The sequence below is a fragment of the Streptomyces apricus genome (genome assembly GCF_008369065.1).
In the GTDB taxonomy this organism is placed as follows: Bacteria; Actinomycetota; Actinomycetes; order Streptomycetales; family Streptomycetaceae; genus Streptomyces; species Streptomyces apricus.
Genome location: NZ_VDFC01000004.1, coordinates 234,306 through 255,013 on the forward strand (window position 1 = coordinate 234,306; position 20,708 = coordinate 255,013).

The 20,708-nt window shown below is 71.1% G+C and carries 24 protein-coding genes; 6 read left to right on the top strand and 18 right to left on the bottom strand.

Annotated features, from left to right (window positions below; all coding sequences use genetic code 11):
- The first annotated feature begins 72 nt into the window (after window positions 1-72).
- Window positions 73-927: a nitroreductase/quinone reductase family protein gene (locus FGF04_RS01755; RefSeq protein WP_149509362.1), complete on the top strand. Its 855-nt coding sequence runs from the start codon at window positions 73-75 to the stop codon at window positions 925-927.
- A 76-nt stretch (window positions 928-1,003) separates the two neighbouring features.
- Here the strand turns inward: FGF04_RS01755 and FGF04_RS01760 are convergent, their stop codons facing one another.
- The 4 genes from FGF04_RS01760 to FGF04_RS01775 all read right to left on the bottom strand — a co-directional run bounded on the left by FGF04_RS01760 (window position 1,004) and on the right by FGF04_RS01775 (window position 7,194).
- Complete coding sequence (locus FGF04_RS01760; protein WP_149509363.1) at window positions 1,004-3,136, bottom strand: HelD family protein; 2,133 nt, start codon at window positions 3,134-3,136, stop codon at window positions 1,004-1,006.
- Window positions 3,137-3,209: 73 nt separating this feature from the next.
- Window positions 3,210-3,827 carry a TetR/AcrR family transcriptional regulator gene (locus FGF04_RS01765; protein WP_149509445.1) on the bottom strand — a complete coding sequence of 206 codons (618 nt, stop codon included), beginning with the start codon at window positions 3,825-3,827 and terminating at the stop codon, window positions 3,210-3,212.
- 102 nt (window positions 3,828-3,929) lie between these two features.
- Window positions 3,930-6,176 carry a phosphotransferase family protein gene (locus FGF04_RS01770; RefSeq protein WP_408055574.1) on the bottom strand — a complete coding sequence of 749 codons (2,247 nt, stop codon included), beginning with the start codon at window positions 6,174-6,176 and terminating at the stop codon, window positions 3,930-3,932.
- A gap of 145 nt (window positions 6,177-6,321) precedes the next feature.
- Window positions 6,322-7,194, bottom strand: coding sequence for a GntR family transcriptional regulator (locus tag FGF04_RS01775; RefSeq protein ID WP_149509365.1), 873 nt, complete (start codon window positions 7,192-7,194; stop codon window positions 6,322-6,324).
- A 153-nt stretch (window positions 7,195-7,347) separates the two neighbouring features.
- On the opposite strand from FGF04_RS01775, the gene FGF04_RS01780 reads away from it, so the two are divergent.
- The gene (locus FGF04_RS01780; RefSeq protein WP_149509366.1) at window positions 7,348-7,554 is read left to right on the top strand and encodes a hypothetical protein; all 207 of its coding nucleotides are present in this window, start codon (window positions 7,348-7,350) and stop codon (window positions 7,552-7,554) included.
- A 22-nt stretch (window positions 7,555-7,576) separates the two neighbouring features.
- Here FGF04_RS01780 and FGF04_RS01785 read toward each other — a convergent pair whose 3' ends face one another.
- Both FGF04_RS01785 and FGF04_RS01790 read right to left on the bottom strand, forming a co-directional pair.
- Complete coding sequence (locus FGF04_RS01785) at window positions 7,577-8,314, bottom strand: HAD family hydrolase (RefSeq protein WP_235882130.1); 738 nt, start codon at window positions 8,312-8,314, stop codon at window positions 7,577-7,579.
- Window positions 8,314-9,195 carry a GntR family transcriptional regulator gene (locus tag FGF04_RS01790; RefSeq protein ID WP_149509368.1) on the bottom strand — a complete coding sequence of 294 codons (882 nt, stop codon included), beginning with the start codon at window positions 9,193-9,195 and terminating at the stop codon, window positions 8,314-8,316. The genes FGF04_RS01785 and FGF04_RS01790 overlap by 1 nt, the downstream gene beginning before the upstream one ends.
- Window positions 9,196-9,386: 191 nt before the next feature.
- On the opposite strand from FGF04_RS01790, the gene FGF04_RS01795 reads away from it, so the two are divergent.
- Window positions 9,387-9,575: a hypothetical protein gene (locus tag FGF04_RS01795; protein WP_149509369.1), complete on the top strand. Its 189-nt coding sequence runs from the start codon at window positions 9,387-9,389 to the stop codon at window positions 9,573-9,575.
- Window positions 9,576-9,648: 73 nt separating this feature from the next.
- On the opposite strand, the gene FGF04_RS01800 is transcribed toward FGF04_RS01795, so the two are convergent.
- Window positions 9,649-10,572 (bottom strand): winged helix-turn-helix domain-containing protein, encoded by a 924-nt coding sequence (locus FGF04_RS01800; RefSeq protein WP_149509370.1) that lies wholly within the window; start codon window positions 10,570-10,572, stop codon window positions 9,649-9,651.
- Between the two features lie 210 nt (window positions 10,573-10,782).
- On the opposite strand from FGF04_RS01800, the gene FGF04_RS01805 reads away from it, so the two are divergent.
- Window positions 10,783-10,968, top strand: a complete 186-nt coding sequence (locus FGF04_RS01805) for a hypothetical protein (RefSeq protein WP_149509371.1) — start codon at window positions 10,783-10,785, stop codon at window positions 10,966-10,968.
- A 198-nt stretch (window positions 10,969-11,166) separates the two neighbouring features.
- Here the strand turns inward: FGF04_RS01805 and FGF04_RS01810 are convergent, their stop codons facing one another.
- Both FGF04_RS01810 and FGF04_RS01815 read right to left on the bottom strand, forming a co-directional pair.
- Window positions 11,167-12,423, bottom strand: coding sequence for a GNAT family N-acetyltransferase (locus FGF04_RS01810; RefSeq protein WP_149509372.1), 1,257 nt, complete (start codon window positions 12,421-12,423; stop codon window positions 11,167-11,169).
- 107 nt (window positions 12,424-12,530) lie between these two features.
- Window positions 12,531-13,145 carry an RsiG family protein gene (locus tag FGF04_RS01815; protein ID WP_149509373.1) on the bottom strand — a complete coding sequence of 205 codons (615 nt, stop codon included), beginning with the start codon at window positions 13,143-13,145 and terminating at the stop codon, window positions 12,531-12,533.
- A gap of 206 nt (window positions 13,146-13,351) precedes the next feature.
- On the opposite strand from FGF04_RS01815, the gene dtd reads away from it, so the two are divergent.
- Window positions 13,352-13,777 carry a D-aminoacyl-tRNA deacylase gene (dtd, locus tag FGF04_RS01820; protein WP_149509374.1) on the top strand — a complete coding sequence of 142 codons (426 nt, stop codon included), beginning with the start codon at window positions 13,352-13,354 and terminating at the stop codon, window positions 13,775-13,777.
- 24 nt (window positions 13,778-13,801) lie between these two features.
- Here the strand turns inward: dtd and ygfZ are convergent, their stop codons facing one another.
- The 3 genes from ygfZ to FGF04_RS01835 are packed head-to-tail and all read right to left on the bottom strand — an operon-like array spanning window position 13,802 to window position 15,947.
- Complete coding sequence (gene ygfZ / locus FGF04_RS01825; protein ID WP_149509375.1) at window positions 13,802-14,764, bottom strand: CAF17-like 4Fe-4S cluster assembly/insertion protein YgfZ; 963 nt, start codon at window positions 14,762-14,764, stop codon at window positions 13,802-13,804.
- A gap of 34 nt (window positions 14,765-14,798) precedes the next feature.
- A complete protein-coding gene (locus FGF04_RS01830) occupies window positions 14,799-15,314 on the bottom strand; it encodes a Fur family transcriptional regulator (protein WP_149509446.1) in 516 nt (171 codons plus the stop codon).
- A gap of 57 nt (window positions 15,315-15,371) precedes the next feature.
- Window positions 15,372-15,947 carry an FABP family protein gene (locus FGF04_RS01835; protein WP_149509376.1) on the bottom strand — a complete coding sequence of 192 codons (576 nt, stop codon included), beginning with the start codon at window positions 15,945-15,947 and terminating at the stop codon, window positions 15,372-15,374.
- Window positions 15,948-16,261: 314 nt separating this feature from the next.
- On the opposite strand from FGF04_RS01835, the gene FGF04_RS01845 reads away from it, so the two are divergent.
- Window positions 16,262-16,624 (top strand): DsrE family protein, encoded by a 363-nt coding sequence (locus tag FGF04_RS01845; protein ID WP_149509378.1) that lies wholly within the window; start codon window positions 16,262-16,264, stop codon window positions 16,622-16,624.
- A gap of 33 nt (window positions 16,625-16,657) precedes the next feature.
- Here FGF04_RS01845 and FGF04_RS01850 read toward each other — a convergent pair whose 3' ends face one another.
- The 6 genes from FGF04_RS01850 to FGF04_RS01875 form a co-directional block, all read right to left on the bottom strand.
- Window positions 16,658-16,918 carry a DUF3099 domain-containing protein gene (locus FGF04_RS01850; protein WP_149509379.1) on the bottom strand — a complete coding sequence of 87 codons (261 nt, stop codon included), beginning with the start codon at window positions 16,916-16,918 and terminating at the stop codon, window positions 16,658-16,660.
- Between the two features lie 126 nt (window positions 16,919-17,044).
- Window positions 17,045-17,332 (bottom strand): DUF1416 domain-containing protein, encoded by a 288-nt coding sequence (locus FGF04_RS01855; protein ID WP_149509380.1) that lies wholly within the window; start codon window positions 17,330-17,332, stop codon window positions 17,045-17,047.
- Between the two features lie 45 nt (window positions 17,333-17,377).
- Window positions 17,378-18,217 (bottom strand): sulfurtransferase, encoded by an 840-nt coding sequence (locus tag FGF04_RS01860; RefSeq protein WP_149509381.1) that lies wholly within the window; start codon window positions 18,215-18,217, stop codon window positions 17,378-17,380.
- Window positions 18,214-19,431, bottom strand: a complete 1,218-nt coding sequence (locus FGF04_RS01865; protein WP_235882131.1) for a hypothetical protein — start codon at window positions 19,429-19,431, stop codon at window positions 18,214-18,216. Before FGF04_RS01865 ends, FGF04_RS01860 begins: the two co-directional genes overlap by 4 nt.
- A gap of 7 nt (window positions 19,432-19,438) precedes the next feature.
- A complete protein-coding gene (locus tag FGF04_RS01870) occupies window positions 19,439-19,693 on the bottom strand; it encodes a MoaD/ThiS family protein (protein WP_149509382.1) in 255 nt (84 codons plus the stop codon).
- 50 nt (window positions 19,694-19,743) lie between these two features.
- Window positions 19,744-20,670, bottom strand: a complete 927-nt coding sequence (locus tag FGF04_RS01875; RefSeq protein ID WP_149509383.1) for an alpha/beta hydrolase — start codon at window positions 20,668-20,670, stop codon at window positions 19,744-19,746.
- Window positions 20,671-20,708: the final 38 nt, after the last annotated feature.

Genomic DNA, 20,708 nt, shown 5'->3' on the forward strand with positions numbered 1-20,708 from the left:
CAGGCGGCCCGATTCCGCCCCGCGGTGATTCCCCCTGCCCTTTTCCGTAATCGACCGAGCAGAAAGAAGAGAATGCCCAACGATTTCAACCAGCAGGTCATCGAAGAATTCCGAGCCAACTCGGGCGAGGTCGGCGGCCCTTTCGAGGGCGCCCGGCTGCTCCTGCTCACCACCACCGGAGCCCGTTCCGGCGAGCGGCACACCACCCCGGTCGGCTACCACCCCGACGGGGACGGCCGCGTCCTGGTCATCGCCTCGGCCGGTGGCGCGCCGAAGCACCCCGACTGGTTCCACAACCTCGTCGCACACCCCCGGGTCGGCGTCGAGACGGGCGTGTTCACGTACGAGGCCAGGGCCGAGGTCCTGGAGGGCGCCGCACGGGACGAGCTCTTCGCCCGCGCGGTGGAGGCCGAACCCGGCTGGGCGGAATACCAGGCCAGAACCAGCCGGGTGATCCCGGTGGTCGTGCTGCACGAGATCGCGACCGGCGGACCGCCGAACGTCAGCGCCTCCTCCATGGGCGAGTACGTCAAGGTGATCCACGACGCCTTCCGCCGCGAACTGGCCATCGTGCGCCGGGAGATCGCCGACGCGGGCCCCACCCTGGGCGCCCAGCTGCGCATCAACTGCCTCACCTTCTGCCAGGGCCTGCACAACCACCACACCGGCGAGGACACCGCCATGTTCCCCTTCCTCGCCGGCCGCCACCCGGAACTCGCCCCGGTCCTGGACCGCCTGCGCGAGGAGCACGTGCGGATCGCCGCCCTGACCGCGGAGCTGAAGCAGGTCGTCGGTACGCAATCGGCGGATCCCGGGCACGTGCGCGAGGAGGTGGAGCGCCTCAGCGCCGAGCTGGAGGCCCATCTGGCGTACGAGGAGGAGCAGTTGATCCCCGTGCTCGACCTGCCGGCCGGGGCCGCCCACTGAGGAATCCGCCATGGCGTCCACCGGGGCGTCCGGTTCTCCGGCCCGCACGGCGACGAGGGGGCGTGCGGGCCGGTCCTCACCCGAACGGCAGCGGGCGGGCGTGCACGACGTCCAGCCTGGACACCGCCCGGGTCAGCACCACGTACAGCAGGTGCAGCCCGCGCCCCCGGCCCCGTACTCCCCCGCAGCCTTCCGCGATCGCCGCCGGTTCCACGGCGACGACGTGGTCGTACTCAAGTCCCTTCGCGACACCGGCCGCCAGCACGGTGACGCGGGCGCCCGGCCGGTCCGCGTCGGCGGTCCCGATCCCGGCGGCGTGCAGCGCCTCCCGCACGCGTACGACGTCCGGGTCCGCCGCGACGACCCCCACGGACCCCTCGTACGTGAGCGCGCGGCGGACGGCCCCGACCGTCTCGTGCGGCACGTCGTCCGTGCGGCGGATCCGCACCTCGCCGTCCCTGCGCAGCGACCGGCCCGGGGGCACCTCCACGTCCAGCAGGGCCAGGACCCGGTTCGCCAGCCCGACGACCGCCTCCGGCACCCGGAAACCGGTGGTCAGCGGCACCACGGACGCCTCGGGGCGCCCCAGGTGCACGAGCAGTTCGTCCCAGGTCCGGGCGGCCCACGGCGTGGTCCCCTGGGCGAGGTCGCCGAGGACCGTGACCGACCCGAAGGCGGCGCGGCGGCCGATCGCGCGGCACTCCATCGGCGACAGGTCCTGCGCCTCGTCGACCACCACGTGGCCGTACCGGTCCGGGTGCCCGATCAGCCCGGCGACCTCGTCGAGCAGGACCAGGTCGGCCGCGGACCACCGGGCGGACTTCCACGACCGGGGCGGCCGCGCCCACCGGAGCGCCTTCCGCTCGTCCGCGTCCAGCACCCCGTCCGCCGCCGCGGCCAGCACGGACGGCTGGGTCAGCAGCCCGGCGACGACCTCCTGCGGCCGCACCCCGGGCCACACCGCGTCGACGTACGCGCCGACGGGGCGCGCCCGTGCGACCTTCTGCGCCCAGGCGCCGCCGCGGGGGCCGGCGCGCCGTTCCGCCTGCTCCCGCACGTACCGCACGACGCGGGTCCGCACGCGCTCGCGCCCGGTGGCGTACGGCGGCTCCTCGGCCCGTACGTCCGCCACGATCCGGGCGAGCACGGCGGCGGGCACCCGCCAGCGGTACGTGCCGTCGGGCACGGTGAGGTCCTCGCGCGCCGCGGCCGGGTCCACGCGGGCGTACAGGGCGCGCCGCAGCACCCGGGCCATGCGGGCGTCGTGCTTGACGGCGGCGGCGCGCTCGTCGTCCTCGCCCCGCACCGGCTGAGGACCACTTCCGCTGCCGATTCCCTTGCGGATCTCGTCGGCGATCGTCGTCTGCCGTACGCCGGTCTCGCCGAGCGCGGGGAGCACCTCCGCGATGTAGGAGAGGAAGGTGGGGTTGGGGCCGAGGATCAGCAGCCCGTCGCGCCGGATGCGCTGCGGATGGGTGTAGAGCAGGTACGCGGCCCGGTGCAGCCCGACGGCCGTCTTCCCGGTGCCGGGGGCGCCCTGCACACACACGGACACGCCGAGACCGGCCCGTACGAGGTCGTCCTGGTCGGGCTGGATGGTCGCGGCGATGTCGCGCATCGGGCCGACGCGGGGCCGCTCGATCTCGTCGGCGAGGATGCGGCTCTCCGGAAGCCGGCTTTCGGGGCTGTGCTGCTGCGCGGGCCGGCTTCCGAGGTGCTCGTCCTCCATGCCGGTGAGGTCGGCCGACTCCCCGCGGCTGCCCGGCGACCAGCCGAACCGCCGCCGCACGTCCACACCCTGTGGATCCCGGGCGCTCGCCTGGTAGAAGGCGCGGGAGACGGGGGCACGCCAGTCGACGACGAGGGGCGGGGCGGCCGGATGCTCACTGATCCGCCGCCGCCCGATGTGGTAGCTCTGCCCGGCGTGGTCGCCGGCGCTCCCGCGGTCCGCCCCGAAGTCCAGCCTCCCGAAGAACAACGGCCCTTCCGGCAGCTCCCGCATCTCCTTGGCCCGGCTGCGGAGCACGTATCCGAGCACTTCGGCGTCAGCGCCGGACGCGGACACGTCCTCTGCGGTGACGACGTGTTCCTGCGCCCCCTCGACCATGGCGGCGAGGGCGGCACGGCAGAGGTCGTGGTGGGCGCGTGCGCGGCGCAGGGAGGCGGTGAGGGGGTCCGGGTCCGTGAGGGAGGGGTCGGTGGACGTCATCCGCCGAGGATACGCGAATAACAAGACCAGGTTAATTTTTTTACTCCGTAACGATCCGCATCGAGTGGAGGGGTTACGCCTGGGCCGTCGCGTACTCCGCGAGCCCTTCGGCCAGCCGCGCGAAGGCGGCCTCCGCGGCGGCGACGGCGTCCCGCCGCACCACGGCGACGTCCTCGCCGTCCGCGATGCGCCGCCAGCTGTCCATGGCCAGGATCCGCTGCACGGCGACGATCTGTCCGGCGGCGAGGCGCGCCTCCAGCGTCCCGCCGAGCGCGGCGCCGAGGGCGGCCTCGGACCGCTCCAGGTACGCGTAGAGGCGCGCGACGAGGGAGGGCGTCCCGTACAGCAGGCGGTGGAAGGCGAGGACGTGCGGATCGGCGTTGACGCCGGTCACGGGGTCGCCGCGCTCGATCCCGGCGAGGCGGTGCAGCCGCAGCGCGTCGAGCGCGGACCGTCCGGGCGCCCGCTCCGCGACCACGCGCGCGGCCTCGGTCTCGTGGTCGGCGAACCGGTGGAGGACGAGGTCCTCCTTGGAGGGGAAGTACCGGAAGAGGGTCGGCTTGGAGATCTCCGCGGCGGCGGCGACCTCCGCGACGGAGACCTTCTCGAATCCCTTTTCGAGGAAGAGGGAGATGGCGATGTCGGAGACGTCGCGGTACATCCGAAGCTTCTTGCGCTCACGCAGCCCCATGACACCGGCGGCTCCCACGGCGCGCACACCGCTCGTACCACTGGCGTCCACCGCACCCGTCTCACCCATGGCTTGAGCCTAGCCACCTTCGGGACCCCCGCCTCACCTTCCGGCGGGCGACCTCGTCCGCCTGGTGGCGCCCCGGTCCCCCTGCGGCAGCGCGTGGACGAGATAGGGGTTCGGCAGTTCACGGGAGGGCAGGCCGAGCGATCCCTTCGCCGCCCTCAGCGTCATCCCGTACGACTGCACCGCGCGACTGACATTGGGGGCGTCGAGGCTCGCACCCGTGACCAAGCGGTCGAGGTCCACGTAGGCCGAGCGGACGATCTCGATCCGCCGGTAGACCTGCCAGTCGCTCTCCCAGTCCTTCGTGTGCGTCCTCGGCAGTTCTCCGGCCCACCGGCGGAACATGCGGTCGCGGATCTCGGGCCGGGTCGGTGTGAGGTGCATGTGGCGGACGAGGTCGTACAGCGGGTCACCGATCAGGGCCATCTCCCAGTCGATGACGGTCAGCGCGTATGCGTCGTCACGGCGTACGAGGTTCCAGGGATTCAGGTCGCCGTGGAGCAGGGTCGACTGCCGGGGGGCGACCCGATGCCGTGACAGGAGCTCGCCCAGCCGCTGCGCTTTCGGCAGCCCCAGCGCTCCGGCCAGCTGCTGTGATTTCTTGGGCAACCTCTCCACGAGCAGGACGAGTTGCCTGCTCAGCCACTCGTAGAAGTCCTCGTTCCGTGCCCACTCCGTGGTGGCCGGATCCACCGAGGTCGGGTCGACCAGGGTGAGCGCGCAGAGCTGGTCGACGAGACCGTCCGCCTCACGGGGGAGGAGGCCGTTCACCGGATGGCTGGGCGGCTGGTCGTCGTCGGGTACGCCTTCATAGGTGTGGATGGCGAAGGGGTCCCTCGCATGGCTCTCGCCCAGCGCGAGGACCCTCGGGGCCGCCACCGCGACCCCGGACCGCTCGATGGCCGCGAGGACGGCGTGCTCGCTCAGGAAACCGCGCTCGCGACGGCAGACCGATGCCACTTTGCGCCGCACCATGACGGGGAACTCCACGCCCGGCACGTGCACGACGGAGTTGAGATGGGCCGTTCCCTTGAACACTCGGTGGGCCGGCGCCGCGCCTTCGGCGATCAGGGCGTCGATCACGGACGAGCGGGGGAAGTCAGGGTGCTCGGGGATCCGTTCGTCCGGCGTCCACCGGTGCACCGTGGCCGTTCCGCCGCTCCTCGGCCGACGATCGTGACGGGACGCCTGCCAGCGGACGAGGACGCGTTCGACCTCTGCTCCGTCCGGTACTCGAACGAGTCGCAGAGGGTCGGCGGCGGCTTCCAGAGCCCTGGTGACCGACTCGGTCGCCCGGTCCAGGTTCTGCTGGTCGAGGGAGTGTTCCAGCGAACGCGCCGCCCGCATCACGTCCGGGTAGACGGACTGCGCGCGCTCGAACGCCAGGTAGTGGCGGAGGTCCTTGGACAGACCGTTCGCGGCTATGGGCCGAGTGGTCTGCACGGCCGCCGCCCAGGCTTCGACGACCTCGTCCCACTGGAAATCCGGGTACTGCATGCGGACCAGGTGGGTGGCCAGGTCGTGCAGCGGATCACCGTAGGTCGCGAGTTCCCAGTCCACGCAGATCAGCGGCGGCTCGCCCTCGTACGTGACGATCACGTTGTCCCGGTGCAGGTCCGCGTGGAGCAGGCTGTACGGACGCCGGGCCATGGCGGGAACCCGCTCGGCCAGCCGGACGAGGGCGTCGTCGGGGATGCCCAGTGCCGCGAACAGGCCGCCGAAGGCAGCCCAATTGGGCTGACGGATCTGACGGTCGGCAAGATGCGCCAGCGTGCGGAGGAAAGCCCGGCCGTCCTTGCCGTTGGACGGCCAGCCGGTGGGCAGCGGAGGCAACGCCTCCCTCCCCACCGGGGACATCTGCGCCAGAAGACCGGCCAGGGCGTTGATGAGTATGCGGTCGACCGGCTTGCCGTTGGGACAGACGGCGGAGAGCGGGACACCTTCCACGTAGCTGTGGACGGCCGAGCCGTTCCGCTGCGCCAGACACTGCGGCACGTTCGGCAGGACGTCGCCGACGGCGGCAAGGATCTCCGCTTCGCGCGTCCACGTCCTGATGACCACCGGCACGGCCTCGGGCCGACGGATCCGGACGGTCACATTCGTGCCCGGTTCACGCCCCAGTTGACGCGCCATCGGCTCCGTCAGGGGCAGCACATAGTTCTGGTTGTGGTGGCCGCCGCTCACCACCCCGACCCGTTTCGCCTGTTCCACGAACTCGTCGTAGGCAGCATCGGCGACGCGTGGTTCCCGTGGGGCACCTTTGGGAACCGTGGATGTGCCCACGGGCAACTCCTGTAACTGAGGTTGCGCAAACCCTAGACACCGTTGAATACGGCTGTCGCATCGGATTCGTCTCAATGGGGTAACCCCCGATCGAGGCGTGAGGGCACGGCGAATTCCGCATCGACGCGTAGGGGATCAATACGGATCAGGTCGCCAGCAGGTTCCATACGGAGTCGAACCAGGACTGCATGGTGGCGACGTAGACCGACTCCGTCGAGGTCGGGTCGCTGTCCGCGACGTAATGCATCAGAGTGGCTCCGACACCGAGTACGTCGAGGGCGTCGATCTCCTCACCGCCCTCCAGGACGATGCGCCGTTCGGTCACGATGTACAGACCGTGCAGCGCGGCCGATCCGTTCAGCATGTAGAGCTTGAAGGTCGGCATCAGCGGGGCGTGACGGATCTGCAGGTCGATGTGCGGAACGGCGCGCTGGACCCGCAGTTCCTGGAGCACCTCCCGCAGCGAGGCCGTGTGGCGACGGGTGATGGCGAGCAATCGTGCCTTGACCCGCGGATCGTCCGGGGCCTCCACGGACCGGGGGTAGGGCAGTTCCAGTTCCTCGGCGGGCAGCAGCATGCGCAGTGTGATGCGCTGGGGCTTGATCTGCCCGGCGCGGATCCGTTCCGCCTGGACCCGGATGTGGGCGTCGAGAGATTCCGACGTGAGGGTGTAGACGTCGAGCGAGACTTCCGGCTGTTCGAAGGCCTCGGCGATGATGGGTCCCAGCATGGCCGTCCGGCCCTGCATCGACGGCCTCGGCGTCACGGGCTGAATGTGCTGGACCTTGATCACTCGTGATCCGCTGCCCTGTGTGGACCTGATCCAGCCCTCGCTCACCAGTTCCTTCAGTGCGCGCTGCAGGGTGTCCCGGGAGACCCCGAACTCCTTGGCGAGCTCCCGCTGCGGCGGAAGTAAGGCGTTCAGTGCGTAGTCACCCGCGGCCATACGGGTGCGCAGCTCGTCCAGGACGCGCAGGAATTCCTTGCCGCCTCCCGCTCCGCTCCGCTCTTGACCCACGTGACGAACGTACCTCTCCCGGATCGTCGACAAACCGCATTTCAGTCATGTTTACGGTCCAACTTGCCTGCCGGTTAAGGGATCTACCGGTCCGGGGACACCCATTCCAAGACAACCAGTCCAATTGGACGGCTTGTTGATCGAATCAGTGGAGTGGACGGGGTGGGGTACATGGTCTTCTTCCAGCTACTGGGCGTCTGCATCGAGTTCGCGATGTCGCAGTTGGTCCGGTCGAGGCTCGGGCTCGCCGGGATGGTTCTGCTGACCCTCGCGGTGGTGGGGGCACGGGCCGGGCATCCCCGGACGGCCTGGTGGTCGGCAGGTCTCTTCTTCCTGCTGACCCTCCAGGTTCAGGCCTGAGCCCGCCGCAGGGGGCGGCGCCTCATGCCCGGCTTCGCAGGATCCGCAGCACCGGTTCCAGGGAGCCCACCACCTGCCCGGCTCCCGCGTCCCGCAGCAGTGTCGCCTTCTCGGCGTTACGTGCGTAGCCGAGGAACGGGACTCCGGCCGCTTCCGCGGCCACGTAGTCCGACGGAGCGTCGCCGATCATGAGGGCGGACCGCGGGGCGGCGCCCATGGCGTTCAGGGCCCGGTTCAGGCAGTGGGGGTGCGGCTTGAGGTGGTCCAGGTCCTGTGTGCGGCCGTAGACGTTCGGCGCGAAGCAGTCGGACAAGCCACGGCTCTCCAGGTAGGTGACCGCCGTGCGCGGTGAGTTGTTCGTCGCTATGGCGAGCCGCGCCCCCACCGCGCTCCAGGTCCGTATCAGCGGGTCCGCGAACTCGGTGGGCCAGGCGGACGGTGCCGCCCTGAGCTCCTGCTGGGTGAGGCGGTCCTCCAGCTCGACCACGAGGTCACTGCGCGGATGGCGGCGGTTGACCGCGTACAGGACCGCCATCGGGTCGGGATGGACGCGCTCCTCGTCGGTGAGCAGTTCGCGCAGGCCCTGGCGTTCGAGCCACTCCACCAGGTCCCTCGCCACGTACCGGGCCGAGTGCCCCGCGAAGAGCCGGCAGATCGGTCCGTCGAAGTCGAAGAGGATGAAGCGGGCCCGCTCGATCACCGCACGCAGGTCCTCTGTCCCTGCAGCCACCGGACCGGTCTGTTTCGCATCAGGAGTCACTAGGAGAGTGTCAGGTCCGTCGTGATGGTTTCCCAGAGGGCGTCGAACCACTTCTGGGACTGCTCGACGAACGCGGCGTCGCGCTGGCCCGTCCGTTCCTCGAAGGAGAAGAGGAGCGAGGTCGAGCCCAGCGTGTCGTACATGTCCAGCGTGCCGCTGTCGCCGGCCTCCTCGCGCCTCATGATCATGTAGTACGCGATCAGCGCCTCGGTGCCGTTGAGCAGGTACAGCTTCACCGGCGGGGTGAACGGGAGTGCCCGGAACGTCACCCGGACGTCGATGCCGTGCGAGGTGCGCAGCGACCTCAGGTTGTGGCGCAGCACGTGGCCCTGGGCGTTGCGCATCTCCAGCCAGCGCTGGTGGACCGGGTCCTCGCCGTTCTCCTGCGTCTTCACGGAGACCGGGAAGGCGAGGTCGATGTCACGGGAGGGCAGGAGTATGCGCACGTCGATCGACTCGGGACGGATCCTGCCCTCGTGGATCAGGCGGACCGGTTCGCCCAGGGCCAGCATCAGCGTCTCCGCGGTCAGGCACGCCGCGTCCACGCTGACGTGCCGCGCGCCGAACGCCTCCACCAGCCGCGGCGCCAGCCCCACCATCGTCGGCTGGGGCTCGTCCCGGGTCGGGGGGGTGTCCGCGATGCGGGGCGGGCTGCCCTTGCTGACGTTGCTGAGGAGGCCGTCGTCCTGGAGGGCGCGCAGGGCCTGGCGGACCGTGCCCCGCTCCACGCCGAACTCCTCGGCCAGCTCGGCCTGGGTGGGCAGGCGGTCGCCGGCGCGCAGGGTGCCCGCGCGTATGCGGTCGCGCAGGACGTCGGCGATCTCCTGCGCCGAGAGCTTTCTGCTGCCGTTCACTGCCACGTTCTCCTGGGTCACGACCAAACGCTACAACCTTGGTCGACATGAAGGGAGTTGTTTGAAAGTTGTTTGCGAGTAGGTACCAACTGGGGATAACTTAAGCATAGTTGGTTGCCAACTTCCAAGAGATGGCGGAAGGCTCGCCTCCTCTCGCGAGGACTTGGCATGTACGACGATTCCGCATCCGCCCCGCAAGAACCGAAGGAGGATCCACCATGCCCGCCATCGCTCTCCTCTCCGCCCTCCTCGTCGTCGGATTCGAGCAGTTCGTCGAGTGGCGGTACGGCGTGAGCGGCGCCGTGGGACTGCTGCTGCTCACCGTGGGACTCAAGGTCCGCAGCCCCACCTGCAGCTCCATCGGGGCCGTCGTCCTGGCCCTGATCTTCGCAGGACCGGCCCTGTGAGCTGTGGGAACCGCCCACGGCGCACACTGCCCAGGCCCCGCACGAGACCGGCCGCACCACCCTGTGGGAGATCTCAGCCCGTGAGCACCAGCTCCGAGCTGATGGTCTCCCACAGTGCGTTGAACCACAGGTAGGACTGCTCCACGAACGTCGTGGAGCGCAGCCCCTCGCCCTGCTCGAAGGGGAACAGCATCGACTGGGTCCCCTCCGCGTCGTACGTCTCCAGGTACTGGTGGTCGATCTCCTCGCCGCGCCGCGCCAGCGTGTAGTACGCGAAGAGCGCCTCCGCCCCGTTGAGCAGGTACAACTTCACCGGCGGGGTGAACGGCAGGGCCCGGAACGTGATGTGCACGTCGATGCCGTGCGTCGTCCGCAGCGCCAGCAGGTTGTGCTTGAGGACCTGGCCCTGGGCGTTGCGCTGGGCCAGCCAGCGCCGCTGGACCCGCTCCCCGTCCTCCGTCGCGTCCACCGCCGCCGGGAAGGCGAGGTCGATGTCGCGCGAGGGCAGCAGTACGCGGACGTCGATCCTGGCCGGTTTCGTTCGCCCCTCGTGGATGAGCCGCAGCGGCTCGCCCATCGCCAGGGTCAGCGAGACGGCCGTCAGGCACAGCGCGTCGATCTCCACGTGCGGCGCCGCGAAGGCGGCCGTGATGCGCGAGGCCAGCGCCACCATGGTGGTCCGCGGCGGGGCCGCCGGCCCCCTCAGTGACCTGCCCGCGTCCTCCGCGACCGTCGCCGGGCTGCCCTTGGACACGTTGGACAGCAGGTTCTCCGACTGCAGGATGCGCAGCGCCTGCCGCACGGTCCCGCGCTCCACGCCGAACTCGTCGGCCAGTCTGGCCTGCGTGGGCATGCGCGCCCCCGCCCGCAGCGCACCCGACAGGATGCGGCTGCGCAGCTCGTCGGCCACCTCGTGGTGCGACGTCTGCGTCCGCTGCGACCTCTGCGTCTGTTGTGCCCTCTTCCGCCCGTTGACGGCGGCATGTTCCGGGTCCACAGCCGAACCCTACAACTTCGCGCCATCTTTGGGCAGTTACCGTGAAGGTGGTTATGAGACGCATCCAAACGGAGATAACTTCATTGAAGTTGGTCACCAACTTCAGCAACATGGTCAAACTTCCGGGGGGTTGGCCACCAGAGTCGCGAACGACGACCAGGTGGATCGGTCCCGGCAGGGGTTGCCGCCCCGTCCCGAAGGAGGGACCGCATGCCGTACATAGCCATCGTCGTCGCCGTCCTCGCCATCGCCCTGGAGCAGCTGCTCCAGGTCAGGTACGGCGTGATGGGCGTCGTCGCCTTCGTCGCCCTCGCCATCGGCATCAAGGCCAGGAACTCAATGATCGGCGGCATCGGGGCCGTGATCCTCGTGATGCTGCTCGCCCAGTCCGGCTGACCGGGCCTCACCGCCCGGCAGCCGGCCGACCGGGTTCCCTTCCGGAGGGGAGCCGGGAGCCCGGTCGGCCGCACCACCACAACAACTGAAGACGACAACCGAACACGACAACCGAAAAGCTACGGAGCACCACAGCACCGCACACGCACCACACGCAGCACGCAGCACGCAGACCGCGACAAGCACTCCGGAAGGTGTTCAGAACATGTCCGGGCACCACGGTCGCCTGGATGTGCGCAGCAGGGCGTCGGCCGACAGGGCGGCGCCCGCTCGTACTTCCCGGACCCGGCCCAGCGCCGCGAGCCGGACCGCCGACTCGTCCCCGAGCCACAGCGACCCCAGCGAGGCCACCGGCAGCACCAGTCCGGCCTCCTCGGTGGTCGGCGTGCAGCTCGCGCCCTCGGGTGAGGCGTCCAGCCGGTACCGGCCCCGGCTGAGGCCGTCCGGGTCGGTCACCTCCAGGACGAGGACGCCCGCCGACGCGTACGTGCGTGCCTCCAGGGCCGCCACGACGTCCAGGATCCGTATCCACAGCCAGTCGGCCTGCGTGGTGATCGCCGCCGCGCGCGGGTCGGGGAGCAGGTGCGGCAGCAGGTCGTCCGGGGCACGCCAGCCCGTCCGGACGGCCGTGACCCAGTCGATCGAGCAGACGTGGTGCCACAGGGCGCGTTCCGCGGCCGGCGAGACGGCGACGAGGTCCTTGACCTTCGCGGTCTGCTGCGGCTGCTTCGCGTCCCCCCAGCGGTCGTCCACCGTGTACGTGAGCAGGCCCTCCGGCTCGCCGTCCGCGGTGCGGTAGAGGGCGTGGAAGGGCTCGGTCCACGGCGCCCGGTCCAGCAGCAGCGCACCCGTGGCGGTCTGCCACCACCGCTCGCTCCGGTCGATCGCGCCCGGCTGCGAGCGCCGCAGCCGCTCGTGCAGCCCGGGTCCGGTCTTGCGTACCTCGTCGCCGTCCACGAGGTCGACGCGACCGCCGTCGCCGGGCCCGGCCCACCGGGGGTCGAGTCCCGCCCGCGGGACGTCGACCGTCCACTCGGCGGCCGTGGTGGCCGCCCCGAACCCGTACCGGCCGTAGATCGGGTACTCGGCGGCGATCAGCGTCGCCACGGTGTCCCCGCGGTCCCGCGCGGCCGCCAGGTCCTGGGCCATCATCCGCGTGAGGACGCCCCGGCGGCGGTGGGTCGAGGTCACGGTGACGTTCGAGATCGCGTCGGCCCGGACGGCCGCGCCGCCGACCGCGGTGACCTCCTGCGCGAACGACCGGAAGGTCCCCACGCACCGGTCCCCGTCGAACGCTCCCAAGGTCCGCCCGGGCACGATGTAGGTGCTGCGGTCCGCGATCTCCGCCTCCGAGACGCTCGGTGGCCGCAGGAACCCGGTGTTCATGGCGCGGATCCAGTCGGGGATCTCGTCGGCGCGGATGGGGCGTACGTCGATGTCGTGGCGCGAACTCATGGGCTCACGCTAGGCATACGGGGCAGAGGGTGTCGTGCGGATTTCGCGCGCCGGCCCCGACCACGGACCCGGGGCCCGGGAGCCGGCCGCCGGGACCCGGTCGCCGGCTACATCAGCAGGTCGTCCACCTGGGCCTCGCCCTCGCGGTACCGGCGGGCGATCTCCGCGCTGCAGTCGTCGGCCGTCCGCTGCAGCTCCTGCCGCCGCCGCGAGACCTGCTGCTCGTAGCCCACGAGCCGCGCCATCCCGGCGTCCAGTTCCGCGTCCGTACGCGCCCGGAGGTCCGACAGCTCGACCTCGGCGAGCATGTCGGCGGCCAGCAGCCGGTACTCCTCGCCGTACGGCGTCGCGACGGTCACGTGCCGCGCCGACGAGCGGTGCCGGGCGGGCGCGTCGGTCAGGATCTCCGACAGCCGCGCGACGACCGACGCCTCCTCCACGACGGGCGTCCCGGCGTCGTCGGCGCGGTCCGCGCGGGGTCCCGTACGCCGTCCCAGCTCGGCCCGCAGGATGTCGATCCGGCCCTGCAGCAGCCGCCGTACGTAACTCAGGTCGGCCTCGTCGCGCTGCGCGTCCCGGCGCAGGCCGCGCAGTTCCGGCAGCCGCAGGCCGCCCAGCGGCGGCGCGGGGTCCGGCACCGGGCCGTCCGTCCCCCGGGCGGGCGGCCACGCCCGGGTCAGTGGAACGGGCCCGGACGACTGCCCCGTACTCGGTGTGCTCATGTGCCTCGACCGTCCCCTCGACCGGCGTGTGTGAGCATCGTGCCACCCCGAGTGGCCGCTATGTGACCGAGTGCCCCCGATCGGCCGTAGATGGACCGTTGGGGAACCGTTGGGGAACAATGTGAAAGCCGCTCCCGTGCGGCCCCGTGCGACCTCCGTCCGGACCCCGTCCGGCCGCCCGCCGGACGCACGGCATGATGGTCCGCATGCGTGCGGTGGTGCAGAGGGTGGACGGCGCGAGCGTCGTCGTGGACGGCGAGACGGTCGGGGAGATCGACGGCGAGGGGCTGTGCGTCCTCGTCGGGGTGACCCACGAGGACACCAAGGAGAAGGCGGCCCAGCTGGCCCGCAAGCTCTGGTCCGTGCGGATGCTGACCGACGAGAGGTCGTGCTCCGACATCAATGCGCCGCTGCTCGTCGTCAGCCAGTTCACCCTCTACGGGGACGCCCGCAAGGGCAGGCGCCCCACCTGGAACGCGGCGGCCCCCGGCGACGTGGCCGAGCCCCTGGTGGACGAGGTGGTGGCGCAACTGCGGTCGCTGGGGGCGACGGTGGCCACGGGACGGTTCGGCGCGAAGATGCGCGTCTCCCTGACGAACGACGGCCCGTTCACGGTGCTCATCGAGATGTGAGCCCGGGTGCCCCGTGCACGGGGGTCAGGGCTCGACCACGACCTCCTGGGCCGCGGCCGTCGTGTCGGCGACCAGCCGGGCGTCCAGCGGTACGTTGCGCTTGACCAGGCCGAGGGCGATCGGGCCCAGCTCGTGGTGGCGTACGGAGGTCGTGACGAAGCCGATCTTCCGGCCCTCCGGCCCGTCGTCCGCGAGGCGCAGCTCCGCGCCGTGCGGCGGCAGGTGCACCTCGCTGCCGTCCAGGTGCAGGAAGACGAGCCTGCGCGGCGGCTTGCCGAGGTTCTGCACGCGGGCGACGGTCTCCTGGCCGCGGTAGCAGCCCTTCTGCAGGTGCACCGCGCTGCCGATCCAGCCCAGCTCGTGCGGGATGGTGCGGTGGTCGGTCTCGAAGCCCAGCCGCGGGCGGTGCTGCTCGACGCGCAGCGCCTCGTACGCGAGCAGTCCGACCGCCGGACCGGCCCCGTCGAACGCCTCCAGGTCCACGCGCGGCAGGAACAGGTCCCGCCCGTACGACGTCTCGCGCACGACGGCGCCCTCGGGGGCCACGGCGATGGAACCGGCCGGCAGGTGCACGACCGCGAACTCGCCGGTGCGGTCGGTGACCTCGACGCGGTAGAAGAACTTCATCGACTCCAGGTACGCGATCAGCGCCTCCTGGGTGCCGGGCTCGACGTGCGCCCAGGTCGTCGTACCGTCGTCGACGAGGTAGAGCGCGTGCTCGACGTGGCCGTTCGCGGAGAGGATCAGCGCCTCGGTGGCCTGCCCCGCCGGAAGGTCGCTGACGTGCTGGGTGAGCAGCAGGTGCAGCCAGCTCAGCCGGTCCTCACCGGTGACGGCGACCACCCCGCGGTGGGAGAGGTCCACGAATCCGGTGCCGTCGGCGAGGGCACGCTGCTCGCGGAACAGGTCGCCGTAGTGCGCGGCTACGCCTTCGTCCACTCCCTCGGCGGGAACGGCACCGGGCAGGGACAGCAGAGGGCTCTTCATATCCACACAGCCTACGACCGAGCGGCGGACGTTTTTATTTCCCGCTCTCCCGGGTGTTCCCGGTCCCCCGGGTGTTCCCGCTCCCCCGGGCGCCCCCGGCCCCCGGGGCGTCCGGCTCCGCCGTGTCCTCCTTCGCCGCGCAGTCCGCGCAGCGGCCGAAGATCGCGAAGTGCTTCATGTCGGTGACGAAGCCGAAGGTCTCACGGAGCTTGGCGGTGAAGTCGGCGGCGACCTCGACGTCCGCCTCGATGACGTTCGTGCAGTCGCGGCAGACCAGGTGGATGTGGTGGTGCCGGTCCGCGAGGTGGTACGTCGGCGCCCCGTGCCCCAGGTGCGCGTGCGAGACCAGCCCGAGCTCCTCCAGGAGCTCCAGGGTCCGGTACACCGTGGAGATGTTGACCCCCGACGCCGTCCTGCGCACTTCCACCAGGATGTCGTCGGGAGTCGCGTGCTCCAGGGTGTCCACCGCTTCGAGGACGAGCTGGCGCTGAGGCGTCAGCCGGTAGCCGCGCTGCCGCAGGTCGCTCTTCCAGTCGGTGTCCGTGCCCATGCCGGTGCCCGTGCCTTCGGTGCTGCTTCCGGTGCTCACCACACCGGAAGTCTAGGACTACTTGAAGAAGGCGATCCCGTCGTCCGGCATGTCGTCCGGGAGGGCCTTCGCCCAGCGTTCGACGTCCTCGGGGCTGACGACCTTCTTGAGCTGCGCGGACATGTACGGGCGCAGGGTGACCTCGGGGGTCTGCTTCTCGCCGACCCACATGAGGTCGCTCTTCACGTAGCCGTACAGGCGCTTGCCGCCGCTGTACGGGCCCGAGGCCGCCGTCCGGGCCACGGCGTCCGTGACCAGGTCGATCTGCGGCTTCTTGTCGGCCAGCTCGCCGTACCAGACCTCGACCACGCCGTCGTCGCGGACCATCACGACCTCGACCTTGCGGTCCTTGTCGATGCGCCAGAAGCCGGACTCGGACTCCAGCGGGCGCACCTTGTTGCCCTCGGCGTCCAGGACCCAGGTGTGCGAGTGGTACTCCAGGAAGTCCCGCCCGTCGTGGGTGAAGCTGACTTCCTGGCCGAAGTTGCACTTCTCGTCGCCGGGGAAGTCGTGGACGCCCGCGCCGGTCCAGTGCCCGAGCAGGAAGACGAGCGGGACGAGGTCCTTGTGCAGGTCGGACGGGATCTCGATCATGAGGTCGGCAGTTCCTAGGTGGGGGTCAGCGCTGGCCCTGGTACAGCTTCTTCACGGCGAGGCCGGTGAAGGCGAGGACGCCGACACAGACCAGGACGAGCAGGACTTCGAAGAAGTACTCAAGCACGGGGTGCTCCTCGGGTGACGCGGTGGTGGGCGGTACAGAGCCGGTCCCCACTCTAATGGGGCGGGGGCCGGACCTCTTGCCGAGGTCCGCCGAGGCCTGCCGAGGTCCGTCGAGGTCCGCCGGCCGGCCCGGGAGGCCGCTCCGGTCCGTGCGGGGCGTCGATCGGGGCGTTGATTACGATGCGGGCATGGCGAAGAAGCTCGTGATCAAGGTGACGGCGGGGGCCGACGCCCCCGAACGCTGCTCACAGGCCTTCACGGTGGCGGCGGTCGCCGTGGCCAGCGGGGTGGAGGTCTCGCTCTGGCTGACCGGGGAGTCCGCGTGGTTCGCGCTGCCGGGGCGCGCCGCCGAGTTCGAGCTGCCGCACGCGGCCCCGCTGCCCGGCCTGCTCGAATCGGTCCTGGCCGGGGGCCGCCTCACGCTCTGCACGCAGTGCGCGGCCCGCCGCGACATCTCGGAGAAGGACGTCATCGACGGCGTGCGGATCGCGGGCGCGCAGGTGTTCGTGCAGGAGGCCATGGCGGACGGCACCCAGGCACTCGTCTACTGACGGCCGCCGCCGCCCGTACCGCCGTCTGCGGTGCTACCCGCGGCGCTTCCTGCCGTCCAGTTCGTCCCACCACTCGTCGGAGCGGGCGTCGCCGGAGGGCGCGTCCCACCAGCGGTCGTCGGGACCGCGCCGGTTGGCGACCATCGCCGCCAGCGGCGGGATCACCATCGCCACCACGCACATGCCCACGGCCACGGGCACCGACCAGAGCCGTACGACCGCCCAGGCGAGGACGAACAACCCGATGCACGTCCCCATCATGGCGAAGTAGACGTGCCGCCTTCGCGCATACATACGTCCAGCGTAGGACGCCTGCGCGCGGAGCGGGCGAGCCGAAGGGCCGCACCCCGTACCGGAAAGCGTCCAACCCCCGGGGGTGCGGCCCTTCGGCCGTTCATACGGTGCGGACCGCCGGACGGCTCAGACGGCGATGGCCACCTCGGACAGCCCGCCGGTCTGGGCGACGACCGTACGGTCCGCCGTGGCGCCCGGGACGAGGGCGCGGACGGTCCAGGTGCCCTCGGCCGCGTAGAAACGGAACTGTCCGGTCGCCGAGGTCGGGACCTCCGCGGTGAACTCGCCCGTCGAGTCCAGGAGGCGGACGTAGCCCACCACCGGCTCGCCGTCCTTGGTCACCTGACCCTGGATGGTGGTCTCACCGGGCTTGATCGTCGAGGCGTCGGGGCCGCCGGCCTTCGCTCCACACATGTTTCGTTTCCGTCCTTGAGTCCTTGGGTCCTTGGGCCGTACGGATTACTTGTTGGCGCCGAGCTCGATCGGCACGCCGACGAGGGAGCCGTACTCGGTCCACGAACCGTCGTAGTTCTTGACGTTCTCGACGCCGAGCAGCTCGTGCAGCACGAACCAGGTCAGCGCGGAGCGCTCACCGATGCGGCACAGGGCGATGGTGTCCTTGGACAGGTCGACCTGCTCGTCCTCGTAGAGCGCCTTGAGCTCGTCGTCGGACTTGAAGGTGCCGTCGTCGTTGGCGTTCTTCGACCACGGGATGTTGCGCGAGGTCGGCACGTGGCCGGGGCGCTGCGACTGCTCCTGCGGCAGGTGCGCGGGGGCGAGCAGCTTGCCCGAGAACTCGTCGGGCGAACGGACGTCGACGATGTTCTGCTGGCCGATCGCGGCGACGACGTCGTCACGGAAGGCGCGGATCGCCTTGTTCTGCGGCTTGGCCTTGTACTGGGTCGTCGGACGGGTCGGGACCTCGTCGACCAGGTCGCGGGAGTCCAGCTCCCACTTCTTGCGGCCGCCGTCGAGGAGCTTGACGTTCTCGTGGCCGTACAGCTTGAAGTACCAGTAGGCGTAGGACGCGAACCAGTTGTTGTTGCCGCCGTAGAGCACCACCAGGGTGTCGTTGGCGATGCCCTTCTCCGACAGGAGCTTCTCGAAGCCCTCCTGGTCGATGAAGTCGCGGCGGACCGGGTCCTGGAGGTCCTTGGTCCAGTCGATCCGGATGGCGTTCTTGATGTGGTTCTTGTCGTACGCGGACGTGTCCTCGTCGACCTCGACGACGGCCACGTTCGGGTCGTCCAGGTGTGCCTGGACCCAGTCGGCGTCTACCAGGACGTCACTGCGGCTCATGCTCGTTCTCCTCCGGGGCAGTTACGGCGGGGCGGGGCGTCGGTGCGGGATGCGGGTGCGGTGGGCCTGCGGCCTGCGGGTACGCGCTCGGCGGCCGGGGCTGCGGGGCGTACGCCCCCCACCCCGGTCAGCCCGCCGGCAGCGACACCGGCCCCCGCCGCCGCGAGCACGGCGACCACCACCGACGCCGCCGTCGGCAACGGCAGCGCCCGCGCGAGGACGGCGGCCGCGACCGCGATCCCGCCCACGGTCACCGCGTCCGGCTCCGCGGCGAGGTGCCCCGTCGCGATGATCGCCAGCGCCGCCGAGACGACCGTGGCCATCAGGCCGTACATCCGCTCGTCGGGCTCGGCGTGGCTGCGCAGCTGAAGGACCAGGGTCAGCAGCACCCAGACACCGAGCGCGCCGAGGATCGCGGCGGGCGCGTTCTCCCGGCCGGCCGCGAGCAGGGCCGCGTCCGCGGTGAGCGCGCCCGCGAAGGCGAGCACGATGCCCTGCCGGGCGGGCCACATCCCGTTCAGCCGGAACCAGCCCGCCGCGGTCACCGCCTGCAGGATCACCAGCGGCACGACCAGCGCGTACTGCCCGACCGCGGCCGCGCCCGCGAGCAGCAGCCCGAGGACGGCCGTCAGCGCGGCCGGCTGCCCGCCGGGCTCGATGATCGGCGAACGCCCCTCGGCGCGGGCCCGCTGCGCGTCGGTGATCCGCGCGTTGCCGGCGACGGTGGCCGGACCGTATCCGGAACCGGAGCCGGAGCCGGGAGCGGGAGTCTCAGGAGCGGCTGCGGGAGCGGCCGCCGCAGCCGGTTCCTGCACCGGGTACCCCTGGCTCCGGCCCTGCGGCTGCTGCTGCGGCTGGTACTGCTGCTGCGGCATCGGCTGCCCCGCGACCCCGTACTGCGGCGCACCGTGCGTCCCATGCGCCCCGTGCGTCCCGTACGGCGTCTCGCCCGGTCCCTGCTGCGGCAGGTACGCCGTGTCGGCGGCCGGCGGCGCCGGTGTCACCGGCGGCTGGACCTGGGTCTCCCAGGTCTGGCCCTCCCACTGCTGGGTGTACTGCTGCTGCGCGGCGGCCTCGTCGTACTGCTGCTGCCCGGGCCACCCGGACGCGGGCTGCTGCTGATGTTGCTGCTGCTGGCTCTGGTGCTGCTGCCAGTACGGGTCGTAGCCCTCGTGCTGGCCCTCGTACCGGCCTTCGTACGGCTGGTTGCTCATGGTCCCGTCACCCTCCTGCGAACGGCGGGAGCACCTCGACCGTGCCGCCCTCGGCCAGCCGTACCGTCTCATGCCCGCGGGTGCCCACGGGATCGCCGTCGACGAGGAACGAGCATCGCCGCAGTACACGGGAGAGTTCGCCGGGGTGTCGCTCGCGTACGGCGTCGAGCGCCTGCGCGAGGGTCTCGGCCTCGTACGGCTCCTCGGCGACACCTGCGGCGGCCTTGGCGGCGGCCCAGTAACGCACTGTGCCCTGTGCCATCTGGTTCCTCGATCGACGGTGAAGAAAAACGGGTGACGGACACCGCCAGGCTAGGCCCCGCCGTCAACTTCCTGTGTGCCGGGCATGCCTGCGTGCCGGGCCGCCCACTCCCCGATGCGGGAGAGCAGCGCGTCGTCGGCCGCGTTCTCGGCGTGGCCCATCCCCCGCTCCAGCCACAGCTCCGCGTGGCCGTCCGACGCGGCGGCCAGCATCCGCGGGTGGTCCACCGGGAAGTAGCCGTCCCGGTCGCCGTGGACGACGAGCAGGGGGGTCGGCGCGATCAGGGGGACCGACTCCACCGGGGAGGACGGGACCGGGTCCCAGTCACGGTGGTGGATACGGGTGCGCAGCCCGTAACGGCCGACCGCGCGGCCCACCGGCCGCGTTACCAGCCAGTGCAGGCGGCGCATAGGGGCCGTACCCCGGTAGTACCAACGGGCGGGAGCGCTGACCGACACCACCGCGTCCGAATGCGCTCCCGTGCGCCCCTCGTGCTCCTGATCGCTCCGCGGGTGCAGGGCCGCGTGCCGGAGCACCACCGAGCCGCCCATGGAGAATCCGACGGTCGCCACCCGGGTGTGACCGAGCTCTCTCGCCCACTCCACGGCCGCCGCCAGGTCGAGCACCTCGCGGTCGCCGACCGTGGAGCGCCCGCCGGAGGCCCCGTGGCCGCGGAAGGAGAAGGTGACCACGGCCGCGTACTGCGCGAAGGCGGTCGCCGCCCGCCGCACGTGCGGGCGCTCCAGGTCGCCCGTGAAGCCGTGTGCCACGACGACGACAGGAGTCGCGGAGGTGTCGGACGTGTACGTTCCGGGGCGGTATGCGGCGTCGATCGTCACACCGTCGGCCGTGCGCAGGAACCTCCGGAGGGCTCCTCGCGGGGCCCCCTCCGGCCCCCCGGATGTACATCTTTCCGCCGTCTCAGGTTCTGGACGAGTGAAAGATCGCGTCACACGACCTGCCGGACCTCGGTTCATGTGGGCTATTCTGCTGGGCAGAGGACTCGGGCAGAGAA

Coding starts and splice junctions, on each gene's coding strand:
- FGF04_RS01755 (WP_149509362.1), top strand. CDS start 73: ATGCCCAACGATTTCAACCAGCAGGTCATCGAAGAATTCCGAGCCAAC.
- FGF04_RS01760 (WP_149509363.1), bottom strand. CDS start 3,136: ATGACGTCCACCGACCCCTCCCTCACGGACCCGGACCCCCTCACCGCC.
- FGF04_RS01765 (WP_149509445.1), bottom strand. CDS start 3,827: ATGGGGCTGCGTGAGCGCAAGAAGCTTCGGATGTACCGCGACGTCTCC.
- FGF04_RS01795 (WP_149509369.1), top strand. CDS start 9,387: ATGCCCGCCATCGCTCTCCTCTCCGCCCTCCTCGTCGTCGGATTCGAG.
- FGF04_RS01805 (WP_149509371.1), top strand. CDS start 10,783: ATGCCGTACATAGCCATCGTCGTCGCCGTCCTCGCCATCGCCCTGGAG.
- FGF04_RS01810 (WP_149509372.1), bottom strand. CDS start 12,423: ATGAGTTCGCGCCACGACATCGACGTACGCCCCATCCGCGCCGACGAG.
- FGF04_RS01815 (WP_149509373.1), bottom strand. CDS start 13,145: ATGAGCACACCGAGTACGGGGCAGTCGTCCGGGCCCGTTCCACTGACC.
- dtd (WP_149509374.1), top strand. CDS start 13,352: ATGCGTGCGGTGGTGCAGAGGGTGGACGGCGCGAGCGTCGTCGTGGAC.
- ygfZ (WP_149509375.1), bottom strand. CDS start 14,764: ATGAAGAGCCCTCTGCTGTCCCTGCCCGGTGCCGTTCCCGCCGAGGGA.
- FGF04_RS01830 (WP_149509446.1), bottom strand. CDS start 15,314: ATGGGCACGGACACCGACTGGAAGAGCGACCTGCGGCAGCGCGGCTAC.
- FGF04_RS01835 (WP_149509376.1), bottom strand. CDS start 15,947: ATGATCGAGATCCCGTCCGACCTGCACAAGGACCTCGTCCCGCTCGTC.
- FGF04_RS01845 (WP_149509378.1), top strand. CDS start 16,262: ATGGCGAAGAAGCTCGTGATCAAGGTGACGGCGGGGGCCGACGCCCCC.
- FGF04_RS01850 (WP_149509379.1), bottom strand. CDS start 16,918: ATGTATGCGCGAAGGCGGCACGTCTACTTCGCCATGATGGGGACGTGC.
- FGF04_RS01855 (WP_149509380.1), bottom strand. CDS start 17,332: ATGTGTGGAGCGAAGGCCGGCGGCCCCGACGCCTCGACGATCAAGCCC.
- FGF04_RS01860 (WP_149509381.1), bottom strand. CDS start 18,217: ATGAGCCGCAGTGACGTCCTGGTAGACGCCGACTGGGTCCAGGCACAC.
- FGF04_RS01865 (WP_235882131.1), bottom strand. CDS start 19,431: ATGAGCAACCAGCCGTACGAAGGCCGGTACGAGGGCCAGCACGAGGGC.
- FGF04_RS01870 (WP_149509382.1), bottom strand. CDS start 19,693: ATGGCACAGGGCACAGTGCGTTACTGGGCCGCCGCCAAGGCCGCCGCA.
- FGF04_RS01875 (WP_149509383.1), bottom strand. CDS start 20,670: ATGAACCGAGGTCCGGCAGGTCGTGTGACGCGATCTTTCACTCGTCCA.